Origin of the sequence: Shewanella sp. SP1S1-7, from assembly GCF_031932105.1 — a bacterium.
Lineage (GTDB): Bacteria > Pseudomonadota > Gammaproteobacteria > Enterobacterales > Shewanellaceae > Shewanella > Shewanella baltica.
In genome coordinates, this window is record NZ_JAUOEU010000017.1 from 69,754 (window position 1) to 92,837 (window position 23,084).

The 23,084-nt window shown below is 48.3% G+C and carries 17 protein-coding genes and 1 pseudogene; 6 read left to right on the forward strand and 12 right to left on the reverse strand.

The window, feature by feature from the left end; all coding sequences use genetic code 11:
- Positions 1-57 precede the first annotated feature (57 nt).
- Complete coding sequence (locus tag Q4Q49_RS14080) at positions 58-270, forward strand: DUF1107 domain-containing protein (RefSeq protein ID WP_006083486.1); 213 nt, start codon at positions 58-60, stop codon at positions 268-270.
- Here Q4Q49_RS14080 and Q4Q49_RS14085 read toward each other — a convergent pair.
- Positions 267-488 carry a cell division protein ZapB gene (locus tag Q4Q49_RS14085; protein ID WP_006083484.1) on the reverse strand — a complete coding sequence of 74 codons (222 nt, stop codon included), beginning with the start codon at positions 486-488 and terminating at the stop codon, positions 267-269. The genes Q4Q49_RS14080 and Q4Q49_RS14085 overlap by 4 nt on opposite strands.
- A 179-nt stretch (positions 489-667) precedes the next feature.
- On the opposite strand from Q4Q49_RS14085, the gene Q4Q49_RS14090 reads away from it, so the two are divergent.
- On the forward strand, positions 668-2,161 hold the full coding sequence (locus Q4Q49_RS14090; RefSeq protein ID WP_311999639.1) for a Na+/H+ antiporter NhaC family protein: 1,494 nt from the start codon (positions 668-670) through the stop codon (positions 2,159-2,161).
- An 80-nt stretch (positions 2,162-2,241) separates the two neighbouring features.
- Positions 2,242-2,592: a RidA family protein gene (locus Q4Q49_RS14095; RefSeq protein ID WP_311990715.1), complete on the forward strand. Its 351-nt coding sequence runs from the start codon at positions 2,242-2,244 to the stop codon at positions 2,590-2,592.
- 44 nt (positions 2,593-2,636) lie between these two features.
- Here Q4Q49_RS14095 and Q4Q49_RS14100 read toward each other — a convergent pair whose 3' ends face one another.
- Positions 2,637-2,906 carry a Rho-binding antiterminator gene (locus tag Q4Q49_RS14100; protein ID WP_311999640.1) on the reverse strand — a complete coding sequence of 90 codons (270 nt, stop codon included), beginning with the start codon at positions 2,904-2,906 and terminating at the stop codon, positions 2,637-2,639.
- Between the two features lie 130 nt (positions 2,907-3,036).
- Between Q4Q49_RS14100 and Q4Q49_RS14105 the strand changes: the two genes are divergently transcribed.
- Complete coding sequence (locus tag Q4Q49_RS14105; protein WP_311899534.1) at positions 3,037-4,128, forward strand: branched-chain amino acid aminotransferase; 1,092 nt, start codon at positions 3,037-3,039, stop codon at positions 4,126-4,128.
- 95 nt (positions 4,129-4,223) lie between these two features.
- Here Q4Q49_RS14105 and Q4Q49_RS14110 read toward each other — a convergent pair whose 3' ends face one another.
- The 7 genes from Q4Q49_RS14110 to Q4Q49_RS14140 form a co-directional block, all read right to left on the reverse strand.
- The gene (locus Q4Q49_RS14110) at positions 4,224-8,750 is read right to left on the reverse strand and encodes an EAL domain-containing protein (RefSeq protein ID WP_311999641.1); all 4,527 of its coding nucleotides are present in this window, start codon (positions 8,748-8,750) and stop codon (positions 4,224-4,226) included.
- Between the two features lie 405 nt (positions 8,751-9,155).
- Positions 9,156-10,019, reverse strand: a complete 864-nt coding sequence (locus Q4Q49_RS14115) for an oxaloacetate decarboxylase (RefSeq protein WP_311999642.1) — start codon at positions 10,017-10,019, stop codon at positions 9,156-9,158.
- Between the two features lie 54 nt (positions 10,020-10,073).
- The gene (prpF, locus tag Q4Q49_RS14120; RefSeq protein ID WP_311999643.1) at positions 10,074-11,294 is read right to left on the reverse strand and encodes a 2-methylaconitate cis-trans isomerase PrpF; all 1,221 of its coding nucleotides are present in this window, start codon (positions 11,292-11,294) and stop codon (positions 10,074-10,076) included.
- A gap of 93 nt (positions 11,295-11,387) precedes the next feature.
- Positions 11,388-13,991 (reverse strand): Fe/S-dependent 2-methylisocitrate dehydratase AcnD, encoded by a 2,604-nt coding sequence (acnD, locus tag Q4Q49_RS14125; protein WP_311999644.1) that lies wholly within the window; start codon positions 13,989-13,991, stop codon positions 11,388-11,390.
- Positions 13,992-14,072: 81 nt separating this feature from the next.
- Positions 14,073-15,200, reverse strand: a complete 1,128-nt coding sequence (prpC, locus tag Q4Q49_RS14130; RefSeq protein ID WP_311999645.1) for a 2-methylcitrate synthase — start codon at positions 15,198-15,200, stop codon at positions 14,073-14,075.
- Positions 15,201-15,475: 275 nt separating this feature from the next.
- Positions 15,476-16,354 (reverse strand): methylisocitrate lyase, encoded by an 879-nt coding sequence (gene prpB / locus Q4Q49_RS14135; RefSeq protein ID WP_006083473.1) that lies wholly within the window; start codon positions 16,352-16,354, stop codon positions 15,476-15,478.
- A 56-nt stretch (positions 16,355-16,410) separates the two neighbouring features.
- Entirely contained in the window at positions 16,411-17,178 is a 768-nt protein-coding gene (locus Q4Q49_RS14140; protein WP_011791017.1) for a GntR family transcriptional regulator, read from the reverse strand.
- Positions 17,179-17,545: 367 nt separating this feature from the next.
- Here Q4Q49_RS14140 and Q4Q49_RS14145 point away from each other — a divergent pair.
- Positions 17,546-17,842: pseudogene (locus tag Q4Q49_RS14145) on the forward strand (DUF523 domain-containing protein); the annotation flags it as partial.
- Between the two features lie 7 nt (positions 17,843-17,849).
- Here Q4Q49_RS14145 and Q4Q49_RS14150 read toward each other — a convergent pair.
- From Q4Q49_RS14150 to Q4Q49_RS14160, 3 genes are all read right to left on the reverse strand, one after another.
- Positions 17,850-18,794, reverse strand: coding sequence for an acyltransferase (locus Q4Q49_RS14150; protein WP_311999646.1), 945 nt, complete (start codon positions 18,792-18,794; stop codon positions 17,850-17,852).
- Positions 18,795-18,807: 13 nt separating this feature from the next.
- Entirely contained in the window at positions 18,808-19,704 is an 897-nt protein-coding gene (locus tag Q4Q49_RS14155) for an acyltransferase (RefSeq protein WP_006083469.1), read from the reverse strand.
- Between the two features lie 109 nt (positions 19,705-19,813).
- On the reverse strand, positions 19,814-21,340 hold the full coding sequence (locus tag Q4Q49_RS14160; protein WP_311999647.1) for a YifB family Mg chelatase-like AAA ATPase: 1,527 nt from the start codon (positions 21,338-21,340) through the stop codon (positions 19,814-19,816).
- A 214-nt stretch (positions 21,341-21,554) separates the two neighbouring features.
- Here Q4Q49_RS14160 and Q4Q49_RS14165 point away from each other — a divergent pair, with 214 nt between their 5' ends.
- Entirely contained in the window at positions 21,555-22,700 is a 1,146-nt protein-coding gene (locus Q4Q49_RS14165) for a DUF1963 domain-containing protein (protein WP_311999653.1), read from the forward strand.
- Positions 22,701-23,084: the final 384 nt, after the last annotated feature.

The following is a 23,084-nucleotide window of genomic DNA, read 5'->3' on the forward strand; positions in this document are numbered from 1 at the left end:
AAAGCTTCTGTCAAACAACTGTAATCAATAACAACAAGAATGCTTGTAGGTGGTCATATGAGAGTTTTTCCTGTCTACGCACCTAAGCTTATCGTTAAGCATGCGCGTATTTTTCTCACTGGTGTTATTTGGGTTAAAGACTTAGGACGATTGGAATTTGAGAAGGGACGGTTTTTGCTGCCAAGAAAAAGCCTGCCAAAAGTGAAGCAGGCTATTTTAGAATTGAACGAACTGATCGAAGCGCAGCATCATCAAACTAATGCAGTTTAGATTTCGCTGTTTAACAAGCCAACAAGGCCAGTCACTTTTTCGTTCCAAGAAGTGAGTTCTTCTTGTAGTTGCTGGTTTTGCGCATTCAATTGTTGATTGTGCTCACTCAGCGTAGACGCTTTTTGCTTCTCTTCTTCAAGCTCCATTTTTAGAAGCTCGATAGTTTCGAGTGCAGCCTGGATTTTGGTTTCCAGTTTGGACAGTAATTCAAGGCTCATCTGGAGAGTCCTATGGTTTCTGGATGGGACTGTGATTCTAGCAGTGCCTAGAACTTAAGGAATAGCGATTCTTGTCGTTTGGTCAAAAAACACCCTATTACTGGGTTCTAAATTAAGTTTTTTTGCATTTGTTATTAACTCGTTAGTATTCTTGGTTTTATTTTTTATCGGAATGGTCCATGTCGCCTAGTCTGCTCGCCATACTCCCGCTACTGTTGACCTTAACCTTAGCCCTGTTTTTACGTCGTACACTGGTGGCGTTAGGCGTCGGCATCGTCTCTGGCGCCCTATTGATCGCCCAATTTGATCCACTGCAAACTGGGCGGTATTTGCTTGATATCGGCGTTAAACAATTCTATGCCCAAGGTGCTTGGCAAGCGTGGCACCTCAATGTGCTATTGGCCATGTTGCTGCTAGGCAGCATGACGCAGTTATTAGCACGTGGCGGCGCCGTGGGTCAGTTTGGTGATTGGCTTTATAGCCGTATCCGCACTGAACGTCAGGCGCGTCTGGGCGTCGTTTTCCTCGGTTGGTTAGTGTTTATCGATGGAATTTTCAGTTGTCTTGCCGTCGGCCATGTTTGTCAGCCATTAAGCCAGCGTTATGGCATTCGTCATGATCAGCTCGCCTATTTGGTCGATTCCAACGCTTCACCTCTGTGTGCGCTATTGCCTTTCTCTAGCTGGGGCCCCTATGTGATGGCTCTGATTGCGGGGATCAGCTTTTTGCCCGTGTCACCGCTGGAAGCCTTTATCGATGTGGCTTTATTTAATTTTTACGCCATAGTGACTTTAGGTTTATCCGTGCTTGTCGCTTGGTATGGTGTGGGGTTTCGCTCTTTTGTTGCCCCTATAGAGGCCAAATCCTCAAATGCGGTCGAGGTTAGGGGAAATCCTTGGCTGCTTGCTATTCCTATGCTGACGCTGTTATTGGCTTCAGTGGGATTAACTTTGTGGTCGGGGGCTCAGCAGGTCTCGTCTTGGGATGTGTCGCTCTGGCTGGCTAAGGCTGATATTGGCGCCTCTATGCGCGACGCTTGTTTGTTGGCGACCTTAGTCACTCTGATTATGTTGAGCTTGTCTGGGCGACGTTTAACGGCGTTAGTGGGGGACTTGAGCCACGGTGTGCGTATGATCGCTTTCGCCATTGCGATTTTGCTCTGTACTTGGATGATTGGCGCTGTGATCCAAGATCTTGGCGTGGCGAAATTGTTAGCTGCTTGGGCTAAGTCTTATCTTTCTCCGCACTTGCTGGTGGCGGGCATGTTTTTACTCTGCGCGATTATGGCTTTTGCGACGGGTTCAAGCTGGGGAACATTTGCGATTATGATCCCGATTGGCGCTGAGATTGCCCATAATTTAGATCCTCATCTGTTATTGCCTGTATTGAGCGCTGTGATGGCGGGGTCAGTTTTTGGCGATCACTGCTCGCCCATCTCAGATACCAGCGTGCTCAGTGCGACCAGTTCAGGTTGCGCTCCCCATGACCACGTGGTGACTCAGTTGCCTTTCGCGTTAATCGCGGCGTGTTCGGCCTTGGTAGGATTCCAATTAGTGAATTTAGCTGTGGCGACGCCGTTAGTGTGGTTGGCCGTGGTGAGCTGTGGTCTCGGTTTATTTGCCTTGATGGCACGTTTCTACTCGCCTTGGCCTAAGTTAGCGGCGCAGACATAACGCCTGTTTATCGTTAAAATGGCCTATTCGGTTTGAGTGAAACCCTTTATTTCAATGTACTGATTTAAGAGATGATCAATATGAGCATTACCCGTTTAGACGTTGGCACCCGCATGAGCAGCATAGTCATTCACCAAGGTACTGTGTATCTGTGTGGCCAAGTGGCGAAGGATAAGTATCAAGATATCACTGAGCAAACCGTCACTATGCTGGAGGAAGTCGATACCTTGTTAGCTCAGTCGGGGAGTTCACGTGAGCATATATTGTCAGCGACTATCTATCTGAAAGACATGGGTGATTATGATGCGATGAATGCCGTATGGGATGCTTGGGTGCCTAAAGGCCATGCACCAGCCCGCGCTTGCGTGCAGGCTGCTATTGCTGAGCCCGAATATTTGGTTGAAGTGTCTGTGATCGCGGCGATCCAGTGACCGATTTCAACCGATAAAATTATAGTTGCCATGTGTTGCCACTGTTAATCTTGTTTAGTGGCAATAAGCACCCTGCCAAATTCAGCATTCGCATCGGCAGGCGTGATGGCAACGATATGGTCGAGCCTAAGGGCGTGTTGAGTTTGCTGCTGGATAACAAGCCACTCGGTTTTGTCGGCTCTGGTCTGCGTGGTGATGGCTTGGCCTTGGCACTGGGTGCCATTAATCAACTCAATGTTGAGCTGATAACCGCGCAGGCAGGCAAGTTCGAGGTAATCGTAGTGTTCGCAGGGGATCATCTTATAATCTGACATAGGGTCGTCTCATTGGGAGTTCGACCCTATTGTGGCAAAAATACTTGCCATTGGCATTATATGCGCGCCCCTCTTGACTTTATTCCTGTCGCTCCCTAGTCTGCTTGTTCAGTAATCAAGGTGGTATGCGATGGAAATAACTTACAATTTAAAACCTGCGTCTGAGCGCCGTACTGAGCAATTCAAGCCCGAGGGGAATGTGGGCTTTGGTAGCCTCAGAACCGATCATATGTTTTTGATGGATTATCATGACGGACAATGGTGCGATCCGCGCATCGTTCCTTATGGTCCATTTGAAATGGCCCCGGGTGCAATGGCGTTGCATTATGGCCAGTCGATCTTCGAAGGCGCGAAAGCCTTTATGCACGAAGATGGCGAGATTTATACTTTCCGCATTAATAAGAATGCCGAGCGGATGAATCGCTCCGCCGATATCGTCTGTATTCCTAATATCGATGAACAAGTGCAGATGGATGCGATCAATGCGTTGATCGATGTCGATCGCCTGTGGTTCCCGATGCAAGAAGGTGCGTGTCTGTATATTCGCCCCTTTATTTTTGCGACCGAAGACCGTCTCTCTGTTAGCCCAAGCACGCGTTATACCTTCTGTGTGGTATTAAGCCCAAGTGGTGCTTATTACGCAGCGGGCGTGAACAAAGGCATACGCTTATTGATCAGCAAAACTTTCCATCGCGCGGTATCGGGTGGCACTGGCGCCTCAAAAGCGGCGGGTAACTATGCGGCTTCGTTGCGTGCGGGTAAAGCTGCGGCAGCCTTTGGTGCATCGCAAGTGTTATATCTCGACTCGACCAATCAACAGATTGAAGAAGCGGGCGCGATGAACCATTTCCACATCTTAAAAGATGGCACTGTGATTATTCCCACCTTCACAGATACCATTCTTAAGTCGATCACCTCGCAATCCATCATGGAATTGGGTGAGATGCTTGGTTGTGAAGTGCGCCAAGAGACTGTCATGCTTGATCAATTTATCGCCGATATCGAATCTGGTGAAATTGTCGAGGCGGGTGGTTTTGGTACAGCGGCCGTGGTTTCAGCTGTGGGCTCCTACATTTTTGAAGATGGCCATGTTGTCACTGTCGGTAATGGTGAAGTGGGCGAGCATGTTCAGCGCATCTACAAACTCTATACCGAAATCCAAAAGGGCCACATTCAAGGTCCAGAAGGCTGGGTTAAGCGTGTTGAACGTTTAGCAAAGTAAGGATGTTGTGGTGATGATTAAAGGCTCCTAGGAGCCTTTTTTATTGGCTATTTTTGACGATGACATTTGTAGGCTTCGCCTCAACTCAACTCAACTCAAATCGGCTGTGGCTTAGATTGGTTTTTGAGCAAAGTTAAAAAATCCGCGGCACTTAAGGGTTTACTGAGTAAGAAACCTTGTACTTGATCGCAACCTTGCATCGCCAAGAAGTTGAGTTGTTCTTGGGTCTCTACGCCTTCGGCGACAACGTTCAGGTCTAAACTGTGGGCGAGGGCGATAATGGCGCTGGTGATGGCGGCATCGTCGGGATCATTGGTGATGTCTCTGACGAACTCTCGATCAATTTTCAGCGTGTCTATCGGGAAGCGTTTGAGATAACTCAGGCTCGAATAACCCGTCCCAAAATCATCCACCGCTATGGTTAAGCCTAGGGCCTTGAGTTTTGACAAAATACTGACCGACTCCTGCGGATTGCCCATGATCATCGACTCTGTCAGTTCAAGCTCAAGGGACTGTGCTGGTAGACCAGAAACTGCCAAGGCCACTTCTATGGTGGAGATAATATCAGCCTTAAGCTGGCGCGCCGATAGGTTAACGGCGACAGTGATACCATTGAATCCTAAGCTGTTCCATTCGGCTAATTGCTGGCAAGCATGATTGATTACCCAATGGCCAATTTGGGTGATTATGCCGGTTTCTTCCGCCAGCGGAATAAACTCGACGGGGGAGATGGGGCCAAGTTCAGTGTGATGCCAACGTAAAAGCGCTTCTATCCCAGTCAGCGAGCCATCTTTTAAACAGAACTTAGGCTGATAAACTAAGCTCAACTCGTTGCGCTGAATCGCCTGTTTTAACCCACTTTCGAGTTGCACATGGCGCGTGGCAATTTCATTTAATTTAGAAGTATAAAACTGGAAGTTATTCCTGCCTGATGATTTTGCGTGGTACATGGCAGTATCGGCAAATTTAATCAGCGAGTCGGCGTTGTCGGCATCGTTTGGATAGAGACTGATACCGATAGAGGTCGAAATGGTCAGCGTTTTATCGTCTAATAAAAAGGGCGTTTGGAATGCTCTGAGCACTTTTTCTGAGATCAAAGTAGCGGCTTTGGTTTTGGCCACTCCTTCTAAAATAATGGTAAATTCGTCACCGCCTAAGCGTGCAACCGTATCGCCATCGCGCACTGCATTTTGCAGTCTTCTGGCAACGGCTTTGAGCAGTAAATCGCCGACATGGTGACCCATGGAGTCGTTGATATGTTTAAAGCGGTCGAGATCTAAAAACAGTAAGGCGACGATATTGTTCGCTCTATGCGCTTGGGTTATCGCGTGATTAAGCCTGTCTTGGAACAAGGTTCGGTTGGGTAGGCCAGTTAACGTGTCGAAACTGGCGAGGAAACGCAGATCTTCTTCGGCTTTTTTTCGCTCTGTAATGTCGGTAAATACCGCAACGAAGTGGCTGGTTTCACCTTTAATGTCGATAACTTGGTTGATCTCTAGCCAGACTAGAATTGCCTGCCGTTGTTTATTGCGGATCCACAGTTCCCCAACCCAATGTTTATGACGCAGCAGCTGCTGTTCAATGGTATTGAACAATTCACGCTGTTGGCGGCCAAAGGCTAAGTGAGTAAAATGTCTGTCGCTGATTTGGCGTTCTGTGTAGCCTGTTATCGTGCAAAATGCAGGGTTTACTGAGCGAATGCGATAGTCTAGGCCCGCTACGACAACGGCTTCATTCATGCTGTTGAGCACTTGTGAGGACAAGACCAACTCGTTCTCAATCAGCTTACGAGAGGTGATGTTACGGTTAGTCCCTGTCATGCGGATCGGGTTATCTAAACTATCTTTTTCAACCACTTTGCCACGATCTAAAATCCATACCCAATTACCCGGTGAGCGTTCGACACGGTACTCGGCTTCGAAGAAAGGTGAGCGGCCTTGAAGATGCTCGTTTAGCTCAAGTTTGAATCTCTCTCTGTCTTCTGAGTGCATGCTCTCATGGGCAATATTGCTGCTATTCCAATGGGGAATCGAAGCATCCATATTGGTACGATAGACTCGATTTTCGGGTATGTTCCAGTCCCACATGCCATCGCCAGATGCCCACAGTGCCAGCTTTAGTCGCTCCTCAGAGGCGCGGATACTGGTTTCAAATTCACTTTGTATGTGACGTTTCTTTTTACGCCAGCGAATAATCCAAACCAGCAAGCCTAATGTGAGTAAGAAATAAAGGGCGTAGGCGAACTGAGTGCGATAGAAGGGGGCTTGTACATTCAGATCGACAAGCAGTGCATAGGCACCTGCTGAGTTGTATTGCAGCCCATGGCGAACATGCAATCGGTAATGACCAGGATTGATGTTAGTGAAGGTGATTTCATTGCCTGTGGGTAGCTCATGCCATTCGTTATCAAATCCTTCAAGATAATAGCTAAAACGATTTTTACCTGTGTAGCTGAAATCCAATGAGGTCACCTCAAAACTGATCAGCTGATCGCTATAGTCCATCACTATGCTAGGAGGATGACTTAAGTCGAGAATCGTATGGTCTTTTCCCGCAATGCTATAGCCTGTGAGCGCGACTTTAACATCGGGTCGTTGATCCGGAATCAACTTGGGATTAAAACGATTGATACCATTAATGCCACCAAACCAGAGATCGCCATCGCTGTCTTGCAGTTTTACACCACCGTTAAACTCCAGCGCCTGTAATCCCTCTTGCTCGTTGAATATGATGACACGATTGGTTTTAGGGTTTAGTTTGCCTATGCCCGCATTACTGCTAAACCAAATATTATGTTGTTGGTCTTCTAATAAGGCGTAGATAGTATCGCTTGGTAATCCCTGATCGCGGGTGTAATGGGTAAAGCCTGCATTGGCATCTTGAGAAGGTAATATACTGATGCCACCATGGGTGGCGAACCACACCTCGCCCGCCTGAGTCACTAAAATATCGCGGACACGGTTATTGATTAAGCTTTTCTTATTAGCAGCTTGATGGAAGTAAGTTTTCCCTATACCCGTCTGCATGTCCAGTTTCAACAAACCATCGAGTGTACCAATCCATAGCGTATCTTTATGTGCTCTTAGGATTAAAAGTTGGTTTTGTGCTGGAGAGAAATGGTCAATATTCGCCAATGAGATAAAAGTAAACTCATCGTTATCTATAGCCTTGCGATAGAGGGCGTGAGTCGTTGCTACCCAGAGATGGCCTTGATCATCAATTTCTAGATTACGAATATAATTGGCTTCAGAGCCTTGGTCCGTACTTGCAGTGACCTTGAGTAATTGGAATTCTCCCTCTGGCGACAACCGGCCGAGTCCATAGTTAGTCGCAAACCAGAGCACGCCCGCTTTGTCTTGATCAATATCTCGCAGGGTGAGATTTAAATTGCGTTGATGCATCCCTAAGGCGTTCGCAAATCTCTCCGTAAAGTGCTCATATTGCCCGTTCGTTAATATGCGCTTAAGCCCTGCGCCTTCAGTACCTATCCAGAGGGCATCATCTTTACTGCGGAACAAGGTGCGAATATTGTTACTCTGTTGCGACAGATCTGGGGTGTATTCGAAAATATGCTGAAAATACTGGCGGCGGGTATTTATTTTATCTAAGCCCGAATAACTGGCGCCTAACCATAAATTACCAAAGGGATCTTGCAGCAAACTCAGTATGTTGTTTTCACTGATACTGTTGGTGCGCTTAGGATCATACCTGTGGTAAGTCGCATTAAATGCTTTGTTGTTTCTCTCCAGTTGAATAAGACCCGCTTCAGGCCCGACGACCCAAAAATCACCCTGTTCAGTTTGGATAAAATCCTTGATATAAGGCACGTTATCGTCGGTCTGCCAAAGGATTTCGCCCTGTTGCGAGGCTAAGTTGTAGTGCCATAGCTGTCCACCGAGCGCTAAGCTGATCGAATAGGCCGAGTTCGCTTTAATTTGATAGGCCGTGACATTTTGCGGCACGTTCAAGCGGGTGATGGTATTTGCACTGACAGCAAAGGTGCCGCTATCTTGGGTTCCAGCTAACAGATAAGTGTTTTCAACATTGGCTAGGCTTGTGATATGGGGTTCGACACTATTACCTAAACTTACTTGGGTAATGCGTTTAGTTTTGATCGATAGGGAAAATAGCCCTGCTTTAGTGCCAATCCAGAGTGTATTACCCACTATGCTGAGTTTAGTGGTGCGGGGATCGGTTAAGCCTTGTTCTTGGCCAAAGTGTTCAAAGGTCCCAGTGCTCAAATCGAGTCGATTGACTCCTTGGCTGAACGTGGAAACCCAGATGTAGCCTTCTGAATCTTGAATAATGTCAGAGACATAACTTTCAGAAATACTGTTAGGATCGTTGGGTGAGTGGGTGAAAATATTGAAGTTATGACCATTATAGGCATGCAAACCATCTTGAGTGCCAATCCACAACATGCCAGCACTGTCCATAAACAGGCTGGTAATTGTATTCTGGTTGAGACCATCTTCACTGCGAATATGTTCAAATTTAAGCTGTGTAAAAGCCGCACTCAAGGGTTGCGTTAATCCATTGCACGATATCCCCCACAAACTTAGGATACAAAGCGCGCTTAGCACAAGCTTGTGGATTAGTTGACTCAAATTTTCCCCTACCAAAAAACGGACCCATCCTGATTAGGTTTCTATTTAGTTTAGTTCTTAGCCTAGACCTTAAATGCCATTTTGTTGTAAAAATTTAGTTTAAATAACTGACTTGGTTTAAAAATAACCAAAATCGATGGGCGCGATTCTATCACCGATCATGCGATAGCTTAAATATACTGTTTCAGTGTCTTTGTGCTGGTTATGACGAGCTTTTTTTCCCGTGTTTAAGCTTAAGAATCTTAGCACTGTTTAAGATAGGCCAACATATGATGCTGCGACAAATGCAGCGAAAACCAGTGCGCAGAGTCACTAAAATCATGAAGGGGAATAGAAAAAGACCTTGCCGGAAGGGGGAGAAGCAAGGTCTTTGGTTGAACTGTTTTAGCGTTTAGATGGCAGGGTTAAACTTGCATTGACTCAGTTACGTCCATAGCCAAGGTCAAGATCCAAATACGCTTGTGTATTTATGATCCGTTCACGCTCTGCAAACGACACCATCTGCTCGGCAATACTGCCACTGTCACCTTGCTCAAGAATGGTGCGCAAGGTGTGCTGACAAGCATGGATAGTCGCTCGCTGTAAGTCTGAGGGAATAATGATGAACTTGTATCCCAATGCTTGCAGTCTGTCCTTCGACACCAGCGGTGTTTTACCACTGTGGAACATATTGATGAGCTTAGGCTGCTTAATATGTTTAGCGATCAATTCAATTTGCTCAACGGTTTCGGGTGCTTCGACAAAGATCACGTCGGCACCTGCCGCTAAATACGCTTGTGAGCGTTCAATTGCAGCGTTGAATCCTTCAACGGCGATCGCATCAGTGCGGGCAATTAAGATAAAATCTGGATCAGTTTGGCTGTCCTTGGCGACATGGATCTTATGCACCATTTCTTGGGTACTCACCAAAGATTTATCATTCAGATGGCCGCAACGCTTTGGAAAGGTTTGATCTTCCAAATGCAAGGCTGCGACACCGGCTCGCTCAAAGGCTTTTACTGTGCGGCTCACGTTGATGGCATTACCAAACCCAGTATCCGCATCCGCTATGATAGGCACTTGAGTCACTTCGACCATCTGTTCTAGCCGATGCAACACTTCGCTAAAGCTCAGCATGCCTATATCGGGGAAACCACAACTTCTCGCAATCGCGCCGCCACTGGCGTAAACCAGCTTAAAACCCGTTTGTTCAGCTAAACGTGCCGTCATTCCATCGTAAACACCGGGCGCGACGTGAATATCGCTACCACTGAGCATTTGTCGTAATGCCGTTGTTTTTTTCATTTGAATTATCTTCCTTGTGCGCCTTTAGCTATTAATCCAGAACCCTGTAGACGATTAGAAACAATCGCTCGGTACTCGCACAAAACCTTCCATCAGTACGCGGGCGCTGCGGCTCATAATGGCTTTAACCACAGTCCACTGCCCGTCAACCATTGACGCCTCTGCGCCGACGCGCAAGGTGCCAGAGGGATGACCAAAGCGCACCGCATCTATTTTGCCCTGAGTGTCGCCGCCAGCAGCTAAGTTAACTAAGGTGCCGGGGATTGCTGCTGCTGTGCCAATTGCCACTGCTGCCGTGCCCATCATGGCGTGGTGCAGTTTGCCCATCGACAGGGCGCGCACGAGCAAGTCGATATCATCGGTATTGACGGGTTTGCCGCTCGATGACACATAGGCTTTGGGTTTAGCAACAAAGGCGACCTTGGGCGTATGTTGGCGCGTAATCGCTTCATCTATATGCGAAATCAGGCCCATACGCACAGCGCCATAGGCGCGAATGGTTTCAAATTTAGCCAGTGCCGCCGTGTCGCTGTTAATATCATCCTGCAGCTCAGCGCCTGTGTAGCCTAAGTCCTCAGCATTGATAAAAATGGTGGGAATGCCAGCGTTAATCATAGTGGCCTTAAAGCTGCCAATACCCGGCACTTCTAGCACATCAACAACATTGCCCGTCGGGAACATGCTGCCACTCCCTCCGTTAGAATTGGCATCTTCGTCAGCAGCCGGATTCATAAATTCGATTTGCACTTCGGCGGCGGCAAAGGTCACACCATCGAGCTCAAAATCCCCTGTTTCTTGCACTTCACCTTGGGTGATGGGTACATGGGCGATAATGGTTTTGCCTATGTTGGCTTGCCAAATACGCACAGTGCAGATGCCATTTTGTGGAATGCGGGCCGTATCAATTAAGCCATTGCTGATGGCGAAAGCACCGACGGCGGCGGTTAAGTTGCCGCAGTTACCACTCCAATCGACAAAGGGTTTATCGATGGCCACTTGGCCGAACAGGTAATCGACATCGTGATCGGTTTGGGTGCTAGGGGAGAGGATCACAGTTTTACTGGTGCTTGAGGTGGCAGCGCCCATGCCATCAATTTGTTTACCGTAGGGATCTGGGCTACCAATCACTCGCAGTAACAAGGCATCACGGGCAGGGCCGGCAACTTGTGCGGCTTTAGGCAAATCCTGCAGACGGAAAAACACGCCTTTACTGGTGCCGCCGCGCATATAAGTTGCGGCGACTTTGATTTGGGGCGGGAAAAGATTGTTACTCATGCTATTAACTCCAAGGGGAATAGCGATACAGGTTAGCGTTGCTATCAAAGGTGGCGATTCACGTGTGGAGTCGCCACCTGTTGAAAGCGAGTTTTACTTCAGATTCGACTCTAAAAAGTCCTGAGCAAAACGCTGCAATACGCCGCCCGCCTCGTAGATAGACACCTCTTCGGCGGTATCGAGACGACACGTCACCGGCACTTCGATGCGCTCCCCGTTTTTACGGGTGATGACGACGGTCAAATCTGCTCGTGGCGCTGGCGTGCCGAGGACATCGAACACTTCTGTGCCATCTATTCCATAAGTTGCACGATTGTCGCCCGCTTTAAATTCAAGTGGCAACACGCCCATACCGACTAAGTTAGTGCGATGAATGCGCTCGAAACCTTCGGCAACAATGGCCTCAACGCCCGCTAAACGCACGCCTTTGGCAGCCCAGTCGCGGGACGAACCTTGGCCGTAATCTGCGCCCGCTATGATGATCAGCGGCTGCTTACGTTCCATATAGGTTTCAATCGCTTCCCACATACGGGTCACTTGACCTTCTGGCTCGATACGCGTCAGTGAGCCTTGTTGCACTTTGCCATCAACCAGCGCCATTTCGTTTTTAAGCTTAGGATTGGCAAAGGTTGCGCGTTGGGCGGTTAAGTGATCCCCCCTGTGGGTGGCGTAGGAGTTAAAGTCTTCCTCCGGCAAGCCCATTTTGTGCAGATATTCGCCTGCGGCGCTGTCCATCATAATGGCGTTAGAAGGCGATAAATGGTCCGTGGTGATGTTGTCACCCAGCACCGCCAGTGGTCGCATGCCTTTTAACGTGCGCTCTCCGGCCAATGCGCCTTCCCAGTAAGGTGGGCGACGAATATAAGTAGATTGCGGACGCCAATCGTACAGCGGGCTGATTTTTTCGCCGTAATCGACGGCTAAATCGAACATGGGCTCGTACACTTTACGGAACTGCTCAGGTTTAACACTGGTCGCAATCACGGCATCGATTTCTTCATCCGATGGCCAAATGTCGATAAGTTTGACGGGGTTGCCGTCTTTATCTAATCCCAACACATCCTTTTCGATATCGAAACGTATGGTGCCGGCAATTGCGTAGGCGACGACCAATGGCGGCGATGCTAAGAAAGCTTGCTTTGCATAGGGATGAATACGGCCATCGAAGTTGCGGTTACCCGATAACACTGCGGTAGCGTACAAGTCGCGGTCGATCACTTCTTTTTGAATCACAGGATCCAGCGCGCCGCTCATACCGTTACACGTCGTACAGGCAAACCCAACAATCCCAAAACCGAGTTGTTCAAGTTCAGGCAATAGCTTGGCTTCTTCCAAATACAACTGCACAGCTTTTGAGCCGGGGGCGAGTGAGGTTTTGACCCAAGGTTTGCGGCTTAAGCCTTTAGCGTTGGCGTTGCGGGCAATGAGACCTGCGGCAATCACGTTGCGTGGGTTACTGGTATTAGTGCAGCTGGTAATCGCCGCAATAATCACAGCACCATCGGGCATTAAGCCAGGCTCGTTTTCGACTACGCCGCTAATTCCGCGCTCAGCCAATTCTGATGTTGGCACCCGTGCATGTGGGTTTGATGGCCCTGCAATGGTGCGCACCACCGAAGATAAATCAAAATGCAGTACGCGTGGATAGTGCACTTCGGTCAAGCTGTCGGCCCACAAACCTGCGGTTTTGGCATAGGTTTCAACCAGTTTAACTTGCTCGGCTTCGCGGCCAGTTAAGGTTAAATAATCTAAGGTTTGCTGGTCGATGTAGAACATGGCCGCAGTAGCGCCAAACTCAGGTGTCATGTTCGAAATCGTTGCGCGATCGCCTAATGTCAGTGCCGCTGCGCCTTCGCCGAAGAACTCTAAGTAGGATGAGACGACTTTTTGTGCGCGTAGAAACTCGGTCAAGGCCAATACGATATCGGTAGCCGTAATGCCTGGCTGTGGTCTGCCCGTGAGCTCAACACCGATAATGTCCGGTAGACGCATATAGGATGCGCGCCCTAGCATCACGCTTTCGGCTTCTAAGCCGCCGACACCTATGGCGATAACGCCGAGCGCATCAACGTGCGGCGTGTGGCTGTCGGTGCCAACTAAGGTATCGGGGAAGGCCACGCCATTGCGTGAATGCACCACAGGCGACATACGTTCTAAGTTAATTTGGTGCATGATGCCGTTACCCTGAGGGATAACATCGATGTTTTTAAAGGCTTTTTGCGTCCAATCAATAAAGTGGAATCTGTCTTCGTTGCGTCTGTCTTCGATGGCGCGGTTTTTGGCAAAGGCGTCTTTATCAAAACCACCAAATTCGACGGCGAGTGAGTGATCCACAATTAATTGTGTTGGTACAACAGGGTTCACTTTGGCGGGATCGCCACCCTTGGCGGCAATAGCGTCACGCAGACCTGCAAGGTCAACTAAAGCGGTTTGCCCCAAAATATCATGGCACACCACGCGGGCAGGAAACCAAGGGAAATCCAGTTCTTGCTTAGATTCGATAATCTGTTTTAGCGAGTCGGTCAAAACGGCCGGATCGCAGCGACGGACTAAGTTTTCAGCTAAAACGCGCGAGGTGTAAGGCAGCTTGGCATACGAGCCAGCTTGAATGGCTTCTATGGCTTCGCGGGTGTCGAAATAATCGAGTTTGGTGCCGGGTAAGGGCTTGCGATATTGGGTATTCATAGCAGTGTTCATAACATCATCCATTTCGGAAAATGAAGTTGGCGCGAGACTGTCCTTTAACAAAAATCTCGCGCCAAGAGTCGTTAGCTTGGCTTAACGGTTGGCAATGGGGACGACTTTGCGTGGTGCAACGCCCACATAATCGGCACTTGGGCGGATGATGCGGTTGTTAGAGCGTTGCTCCATCACGTGTGCAGCCCAGCCTGTGACCCGTGAACACACGAAAATTGGCGTGAACAACTTAGTCGGAATGTCCATGTAGTGGTACGCGCTGGCGTGGAAAAAATCTGCATTACAGAAGAGTTTTTTCTGTTCCCACATCAGGGCTTCACAGGCAACCGATACGCGGTATAGACGGTCGTCACCGTTGGCGGCAGCCAGTTTTTCTGACCATTCTTTGATGATGGCATTACGTGGATCGCTGTCGCGGTAAATCGCATGGCCGAAGCCCATGATCTTATCTTTACGCTCCAGTTTGCCCATCAAGATGTCGCGCGCATCGGCTTCATCTTTCATGTCTTGGATCAGTTCCATCGCCGCTTCGTTCGCGCCGCCATGCAGCGGGCCGCGCAGTGAACCAATGGCGCCAGTGACGCATGAATGCATGTCTGACAGAGTTGAAGCACAGACGCGAGCGGTAAAGGTTGATGCGTTAAATTCATGTTCTGCATAAAGAATTAACGATACGTCCATTACTTTAGCATGCAGTGCCGACGGCGCTTTACCATGTAATAAGTGCAGGAAGTGTGCGCCAATTTGATCGTCATCGGTTTCAGTGTCGATACGCACGCCATCGTGACTAAAGCGATACCAGTAACAGATGATCGATGGGAACGCAGCCAATAGGCGGTCGGTGATTTCACTCTGATCGGCAAAGCTGTGTTCGGCTTCTAAGTTGCCTAGCATAGAGCAGCCAGTACGCATCACATCCATAGGATGAGTTTCAGCAGGAATGCGTTCTAATACTTCTTTTAATGCTTGTGGCAGACCGCGAAGGCTTTTGAGTTTGGTTTTGTAGGCATCAAGCTGGGCTTGAGTGGGCAACTCGCCGTAAAGAATGAGATAGGCGACTTCTTCGAAGGTAGCATTTTCACCGAGATCTTTCACATCATAACCGCGGTACGTGAGGCCGCTGCCTGACACGCCCACTGTGCTCAATGCTGTTTCGCCTGCGCTCTGGCCACGTAATCCTGCACCGCTTAGTTTTTTAGCTTCTGACATAATCCTTCCCTTCCGTTAACTCTATGTGGTTATTGCTGGTGGATGAATGCACTTATTTTTGAGTGTTCATTCGCCGACATTTATTGGTTAAGGCTGCACTTTTTATGTAACTTGTTTAACGTTAAATCTGCATTAACGCCAAACCCTGTAGGGTTGCAGCTTTTCGGTGACGCCTTGCTGCTTGGGGCAAAGCGTCTGGGTTTCAGTAACAACATGAGCTTGCGCTTCTACTGACAATCCATGGTCTTGTGTATTTTGCTTTCTAGCTTGTTTAGCTATTTATCTTGGCTAAACAGTTGATCTAACTTGTCTTCAAAGGCGTGGTAGCCCAAGTACTTATACAAGTCTTTACGGGTCTGCATAGTGTCGAGCACGTTGCGTTGATGACCATCATTCATCAGCGCTTGCATGACGTTCAGTGCCGCTTGGTTGGCTGCACGGAAAGTACCGAGTGGATAGAGCACCATGTCGGCGCCTGCCTGCGCGAGTTCTTCTTTATTGAACAATTGGGTTTGACCAAATTCAGTCATGTTGGCCAAAATCGGTGCTTTGACTTGCGCTTTAAAGTGGCGATATTGGTCTAGCTCAGTTAAGGCTTCGGCGAAGATCATATCGGCACCGGCGGCAATATAGGCTTGCGCGCGTTCGATACCTGCTTCTAAGCCTTCAACGGCAACTGCATCGGTACGCGCCATGATCACAAAGTTAGGGTCGGTGCGGGCATCGACGGCCGCTTTAATGCGATCGACCATTTCTTCTATGCTCACGACCGCTTTGTTAGGTCTGTGGCCGCAACGCTTTTGCGACACTTGGTCTTCCATGTGCACAGCGGCGACGCCGACTTTTTCGAATTCTTTGATGGTGCGAGCAATGTTGAATGCGCCGCCCCAGCCAGTATCGATATCGACCAATAAAGGCACTTGTGTGGCTGAGGTGATTCGACCTGCATCGATCAGCACGTCGTTCATTGAGGTCATACCTAAGTCAGGCAAACCGTATGAAGCATTGGCAACGCCAGCGCCCGAAAGATACAAGGCTTGGAAGCCAGTTTGCTCTGCCATCAAGGCAAAATAGGCATTGGTGGTGCCAACGATTTGTAACGGTTTAGCCTTAGCAAGAGCTTGGCGAAAACGTAATCCTGCGCTTTGGGTCATGGTCTTGTCCTTATCCTTTTCCATTTATGGGAAGTGACATATTGAGCCGTATAAACTTAGCTGATGTTGGCTAAGGTTTCTTTTGCGGCTGCATTGGCTTGCAATTCAATTAAGCGTAATTCGGTATTTTTACGCCCCTGTTCGATATGGCGACGCATCAACAAACTGGCGAGTTCACCATCGCGCTGGGCAATGGCTTCGACTATGCGTCTGTGCTCGGCAATGGCTTTAACGGGGCGATTTTTATTAGTGCACTGGTAGCGGTACATGCGCAGCAGGTGATACAGGCCGCCGACTAAGGTTTCCTGCAGATGTTTGTTACCGCTGGCTTGAATAATTTGGTAGTGGAAGTCGACATCGCCTTCCTCTTGGAAGTAAGTATCTCCCTTGGCGAGCGCCGCTTCTTGCGTTGCGAGTAGATCTTCTAACTTGGCTAATTGTTCTGGGGTGATACGACTGGCGGCGAGTTCGCAGGCCATGCCTTCGAGTACGCTACGAAGTTGATATAAGTCGTTAAGTTCGCTCACTGTCAGTTGTGCGACGCGGGCGCCAACATGGGGGGCGCGCACCACTAAGCGTTGTCTTTCTAAGGTTTGCAGGGCTTCGCGGGTCGGGCCGCGGCTGATACCGTATTTTTCGGCCAGCGCTTGCTCGTTAATTTTACTGCCCGCAGGCAGCTCGCCCTTGATGATGCTGGTTTGGATCTGCACCAAAATTTGATCGGCGAGTGTGGTCGACGTTTTATCTGCCGAGGTCGATTTGACCTTATGCAGGTGGGAAACATGTGTGTCATCAGAAACGAACGTCGTGTCTTGCTTCAACATAGAGCGCATCACTATTAATAGGATTGTCGACAATGGGTAAAAAATAGCCCTCCCTTGGTGGATTGTCAACAATGTGTTTACTTAGACGTAAGTCTACATCCTAATTGTTTTTTATTTATTGTTATGATTTTTATAGTTTTATTTTAATTTGTTCGTTTTTAATATTTTAGCTTATGAATTTTTAAATATTAAATTGTCAACAATGAAGTGGTTTTTGCCGTCCGTTCTTGTTGCAGGTGTTGATGGCTTTGGGGGAAATCGTCCAAATGCATTTTGCATGTTTGTCCTTCGCGTTATGCTATGGGCGGAATGACACGCTTGGAGGTGACAGTGGAAAAAGTGTTAGTGAGCAGTTGTTTACTCGGGCAAGCGGGTTGGGCAGCGTATCTTAACCGCTCAGAGTGAGGATGTGACCTACGCTTTTAGTCTGGGAGCCGATCTCGCGCTTAAGCTGGCGCAGCAACAAGGGATTAAAGTGGCGATTTTAAAAGCCCGTAGTCCATCCTGTGGGAATAAGCAGATTTACGATGGTCAATTTGTAAAACAGTTAATTGCGGGGCAAGAATTAACGGCTGAAAAACTCAGCGCAGCAGGGATAACCGTATTCAATGAATTGGAGTTATTCGCTGCAGCGGCATGCGTTGCTGAACTAGAGCAAAGCTAGAGACGAGCTAGCTTGCTTGAGTGTGATTAGTGCTGGTGGCGCTATCCGCGACATTTTGATTTGTTTGCAGTAACGCATGAATTTGTTGATCTTTTTCCGCCCACACTTGGTTTAACCAGCGTTGGAACTCGACGCGATACTCAGACTCAGAGAAATAACGCGTTGGATCGACTTGAGGTACGGGCAGGGCGTTGATCCGCACAATAATCTTGCTGACCTTGCCGTTCATCACCCCAAACAGAATATCGTCAGGCGCATCTGGGTAGACAATTGTCATATCCAGCAGGTTAGTAAATTGCTCACCCATGGCCGATAGGGTAAAAGCGATTCCACCTGCTTTAGGGCGTAACAAATGTTGATAAGGCGAGTTTTGGCGTTGATATTTATCACGGGTAAACCGGCTGCCTTCAACATAGTTAATGATTGATGTGGGCATATTTTTAAATTTTTCGCAGGCGCGGCGTGTGGTCGCTAAATCTTTGCCCTTAAGCTTTGGATTCTTCTTGAGTTTTGCAGGGCTGGTTCTGTTCATAAATGGCATATCCAGCGCCCAACAACCCAGTCCCATAATCGGCACATAGATGAGTTCTTTTTTGAGGAAGAACTTCAGCATAGGAATATGGTTGCGTAACACATAAGTTTGCGCGGCGATATCGAAGCCACTGAGGTGGTTGCTGATCAGCAAGTACCAGCTGTTTTTATCGAGTCCTTCGAGCCCTTCGACATCCCACTCAATTTTAGCGATCAAATACAAGATGCCACCGTTGCAGCAGGCCCACGCCCACATAAAACGATTCATAACCGCAGTCACCGCATTACGTGCACTTTGCGCTGGCATCACGAGTTTTACGACTCCGCCTATGCTGATAAGCGAGCCCCAAACGGCGGTATTAATGATCAGCAAGCTTAAGCTCAGCATAAACAACACTGGCCCGGGCAGGAAATTCAACATAGTGGCGTTACCTTTATTCTTTATTCGCTTGGCTAGCGAGTTGGCTTAACACTTGATCCTTAGTGAGCCAGAGTTGATTCAGTTGTTCTTGGAAGCCAATTTTAAAATCGCGGTCATTCATATAATCGCCGCGCATCGCAGGATCAATATCAGAAACCTTGATGTGTACTTTAACGCTTGGCAACTTACCTGTCAGGTAGTCCCAATAGCTTGGCACTGAGTCTGGGTAATAAATGGAGACATCGACTAGCTTGTGGATCTGTTCACCCATGGCCGATAGCGCGAAGGCCATGCCGCCTGCTTTAGGTTTTAACAAATGTTGGAACTGTGAGTTCTGCTTTTGATGTTTAGCTTTACTGAAGCGCGTGCCTTCTACAAAGTTCATCACACTTACAGGTTTAGCCTTGAACTTAGCACAGGCTTTACGTGTAATTTCAATGTCTTTGCCCTTTAGCTTAGGGTTTTTACGTAGCTGTGCCGTGCTATAACGGCGCATAAACGGAAAATCGAGCGCCCACCAAGCTAGGCCTAAAATCGGCACAAAAATCAGTTCTTGCTTGAGGAAAAACTTCAAGAAAGGGATTTTTCGATTAAAAATCCGCTGCAGGATCAGGATATCGACCCAAGACTGGTGGTTGGCAATCACCATGTACCACTCTTTAGTGGAAAAGTCGGTGTCACCACTCAGTTCAATCTTAACGGGATGTAAGCAGCGCTCAATCACACCATTAACACTGATCCAAGCGCTGGCACAAAAGTCGAGTACATGGCTAGTTGCAGTCCTTAACGAACTGATAGGTATCAGTTTTATAAAACTGACCAACAGGATTGGGATTGTCCAAAAGACGGTATTTATAACGTAGCCTAAAAATGCGATACAGCCTTTTATCTGTGAAAACAGCGTTCCCATCCGAGCCCCCTGACAAAAATTGGAGGCCTATGTTACTCGGTGTCGGCGTTTGGCTCAATCTTAGGCACTGCTGGTCGGTGCATTTGTTAACATTTATTCCCGGGCAAACTTAATATTGCTGGGATAAGCGGGCGAGTAATCTATCCATAGCGCGATAACCCAGTGCTTGGGCAATATGGCGGCGTTCTGTGTTAGGCACTTGTTCCAGATCGGCAATCGTGCGCGCAACTCTTTGTATACGATGAAAACTGCGAACCGAGAGGCCAAGCTTTATCACGCTTTGCTCCAAAAACACTAAATCAGCGTCACTGAGTCCGCTAAAGCGTTTCAATTGTTTCCCTGTAAGTTCGCTATTGAGCACACCAGCACGGGCGAGTTGTAGCTCACGTGCTAGCTTCACTCGTTTGGCGATATCTTGGCTGGTTTCTGTCTGCGGCGCGGCTTGAGTTAAGGTGCCCGCGGGGAGTTTGGGCACTTCAATGGTTAAATCGAAGCGGTCGAGAAATGGGCCCGAAAGCCTTGAGAGATAACGTTGAATCTGTTCGGGGCTCGATCTGTGTTGGCTATCAATATCACCGCTCGGGCTGGGATTCATCGCCGCGATCAATTGGAAGCGACTCAAAAATGTCAGCTTAGCGGCGGCGCGGGAAATCACCACTTCGCCGGTTTCCATCGGTTCGCGCAGGCAATCTAAGACTTTTCGAGGAAATTCAGCCACTTCATCTAAAAACAGCACGCCACGATGGGCGAGGGAGATTTCACCGGGTTTTGGAATACTGCCACCGCCCACGAGGGAAATCGAAGAACTCGTGTGGTGCGGCGCCCTAAATGGTCGTTGTAAAAAATGCTGCGGTTTAATGTCGAGTCCAGCAACGGAATGAATTGCTGCTACTTCTAATGCTTCCTCATAATTAAGCGCGGGCAATAGCGCCATCATGCGGCTGGCAAGCATGGTTTTGCCCGTACCTGGTGGGCCAAGCATCAAGAGGTTATGGTTTCCCGCCGCGGCAATTTCGAGTGCTTGCTTGGCCTGATATTGGCCAATCACATCGCTCAGGCAAGTATGGGACTCGAGCGTCTCTTGGCTTATCCATTCTAATTGCGGCGCTAACGTCGGCAGTTGGTTTTGCCCCTGTAAATAAGCGGCCAGACTCTGCAGGTGCGAGCCAAACAATACATTGGGATAGCCGACTAACTCGGCATCGTGGCGATTATCCAGCGGCAATATCAAGGTATGGTCTTGGCGCTTTGCGGCGATAATCGCCGGTAATAATCCTTGGCAATAACGTATGTGCCCAGACAATGCCAGTTCACCGACAAACTCGAGATTTTTTAGGCTATTAAGGGGGATTTGTTCTGATGCGGCCAATATGCCTACGGCTATGGGTAAGTCGTAGCGGCCACCTTGTTTAGGTAAATCTGCTGGCGCAAGGTTAACGGTTATCCGCCGCATCGGAAACTCGAATCCTGCATTGATCAGCGCGCTGCGCACCCGCTCGCGGGCTTCTTTCACCGACGCTTCGGGTAATCCCACTAGATTAAATGCTGGTAAGCCGTTACTGAGATGCACCTCAACTGTGACTTGGGGCGCTTCGACCCCACAACTGGCTCGGGTATTGACGCAGGCAATCGCCATAAACAAATCCTTTTGTTGTTCATTTCGCACAGAATTTGAGTGTAGCAGTAATTGACGTTAGGGGTTTTCGATTAACTTGGTCATTCGCCTCATCAGTAAGCTGCTGAATCTGGCTTTACCGTTCCCGTGATAGCTTTGGCAAATTGCCATATTGGACGATAGCAAATAGTTGATAGAAATGATAAAAAGCAAACATTGGAGTCCTGAGGTCAATATGGATATGTTGTTAGCAGAAAATTCCCCCATTCGTCAGCAGCTGCTAGAGCAAAAGCTGGCGCAGTTTAAAGACCCGCATCTTGCCCATACGCTTTCGGCATTTATTCGAAGTAGTGTCGATCTCTATCCCAGTGCAATCGAAGACTATGCCCAGTTAGGTAATAGCCGACTGGGTGGATTGCCGGATTTGCCTGTTGGCATGGATTATCCGGTGACTTTGGTCGGAAGGGAGGAGATGTTGGATGGCTATGTTGAGAGCTTTGGCCATACCCGCGAGTTTATTAATGAGCATTGGCGGGAGGACTGGCAGGACGATTGGGAGACAGATGAGGCGCATCTTTGGGATTGGGACGAGGCTGCGCAAGCCTTCCGTGTGCCCATGCAATTTATCGCACAAATCAATTGTAGCGACCTGAAGGCGTTTCAATCTTATTTGCCCCGAGAAGGGCGATTGTTATTCTTTTTGGAGCGATGGCGATTCTCAGAAATGCTTCGCGGCCATGTCTATTATGTCGCAGAGGGTCAGCAACTGAACTCTGGGAAAGCGATTGCCGAACTTAAGTTCGACGATGCGGTATGTGCAAACTATGAGTATGAGGCGGCTTATCAACTTCAGGGGATTGCCAGCATTAAGATGATAGCCCCTGACATGATTAATAGTGACAACCCGCATTTAGTAAAGTTAGCCAAGGCACGTTTACAAGCGCTACCAGAACCGCAACAAGCTATGGTGCTGGAGGCTCTAGCGGTTGTGGATGATGAATTGGCACCAGAGTGGCAAGATCAGCTCAAGGGCTATGAGCTGATACAATTGAATGAGCACGGGTTCATCCCTGGCCAGATTCTCACTCAATCGCAATGGGCTAATACCGAGTGGCAGCCATCCAGCTTGCAGTCATTGCTGGTCCCCGAGCAGCCGCTGCCGTATTACAATGGTATCGCCAGCATTAATGGCCATGGCGACAGCCGCTATAAAGCCCCCGAGCTCCACGCTGCGGCTGAGTTAGGCGGCAATGCCGAAGATTATCTAGTACTGTTCAAAGTCGTCTACAGTGAGCATTCTATGCAATTGAATTTTATTATTCACAGGGATGATTTAGCGTTAGGAAAATTCGATCGCATTTACTGCATTTATGATTATTAGCGTATTGAAAGGTTGGCTATAACCAACCTTTTTGTTTGGCGATGCGGGCTACGCAGCACTTGGAGTACATAGAGATGATTGGAGATGTATGTTGCGACTGACTAAAAGAAGAGTCGCACAATTTCGTGCCTTTGAGTGAATATGAGTTATAAAGGATTGATTCTGGGATTCTTGAACCCGACTGAATAGATTAAGTGATTGATAGTTATGTTTAATTATTTCAATCAGTTAATGGAGATTAGTCAACCTATGCCATTATATGAGGGCATCGTTGAGCAGCCTCATTTGGTTTACCCTCCAATGAAAATCATGGTTCAAATCCCCCAATCTTGATTCACCTCGGCCGTTAGGCCGCATTAACGGCTAGAATGAACTCGTGTACCT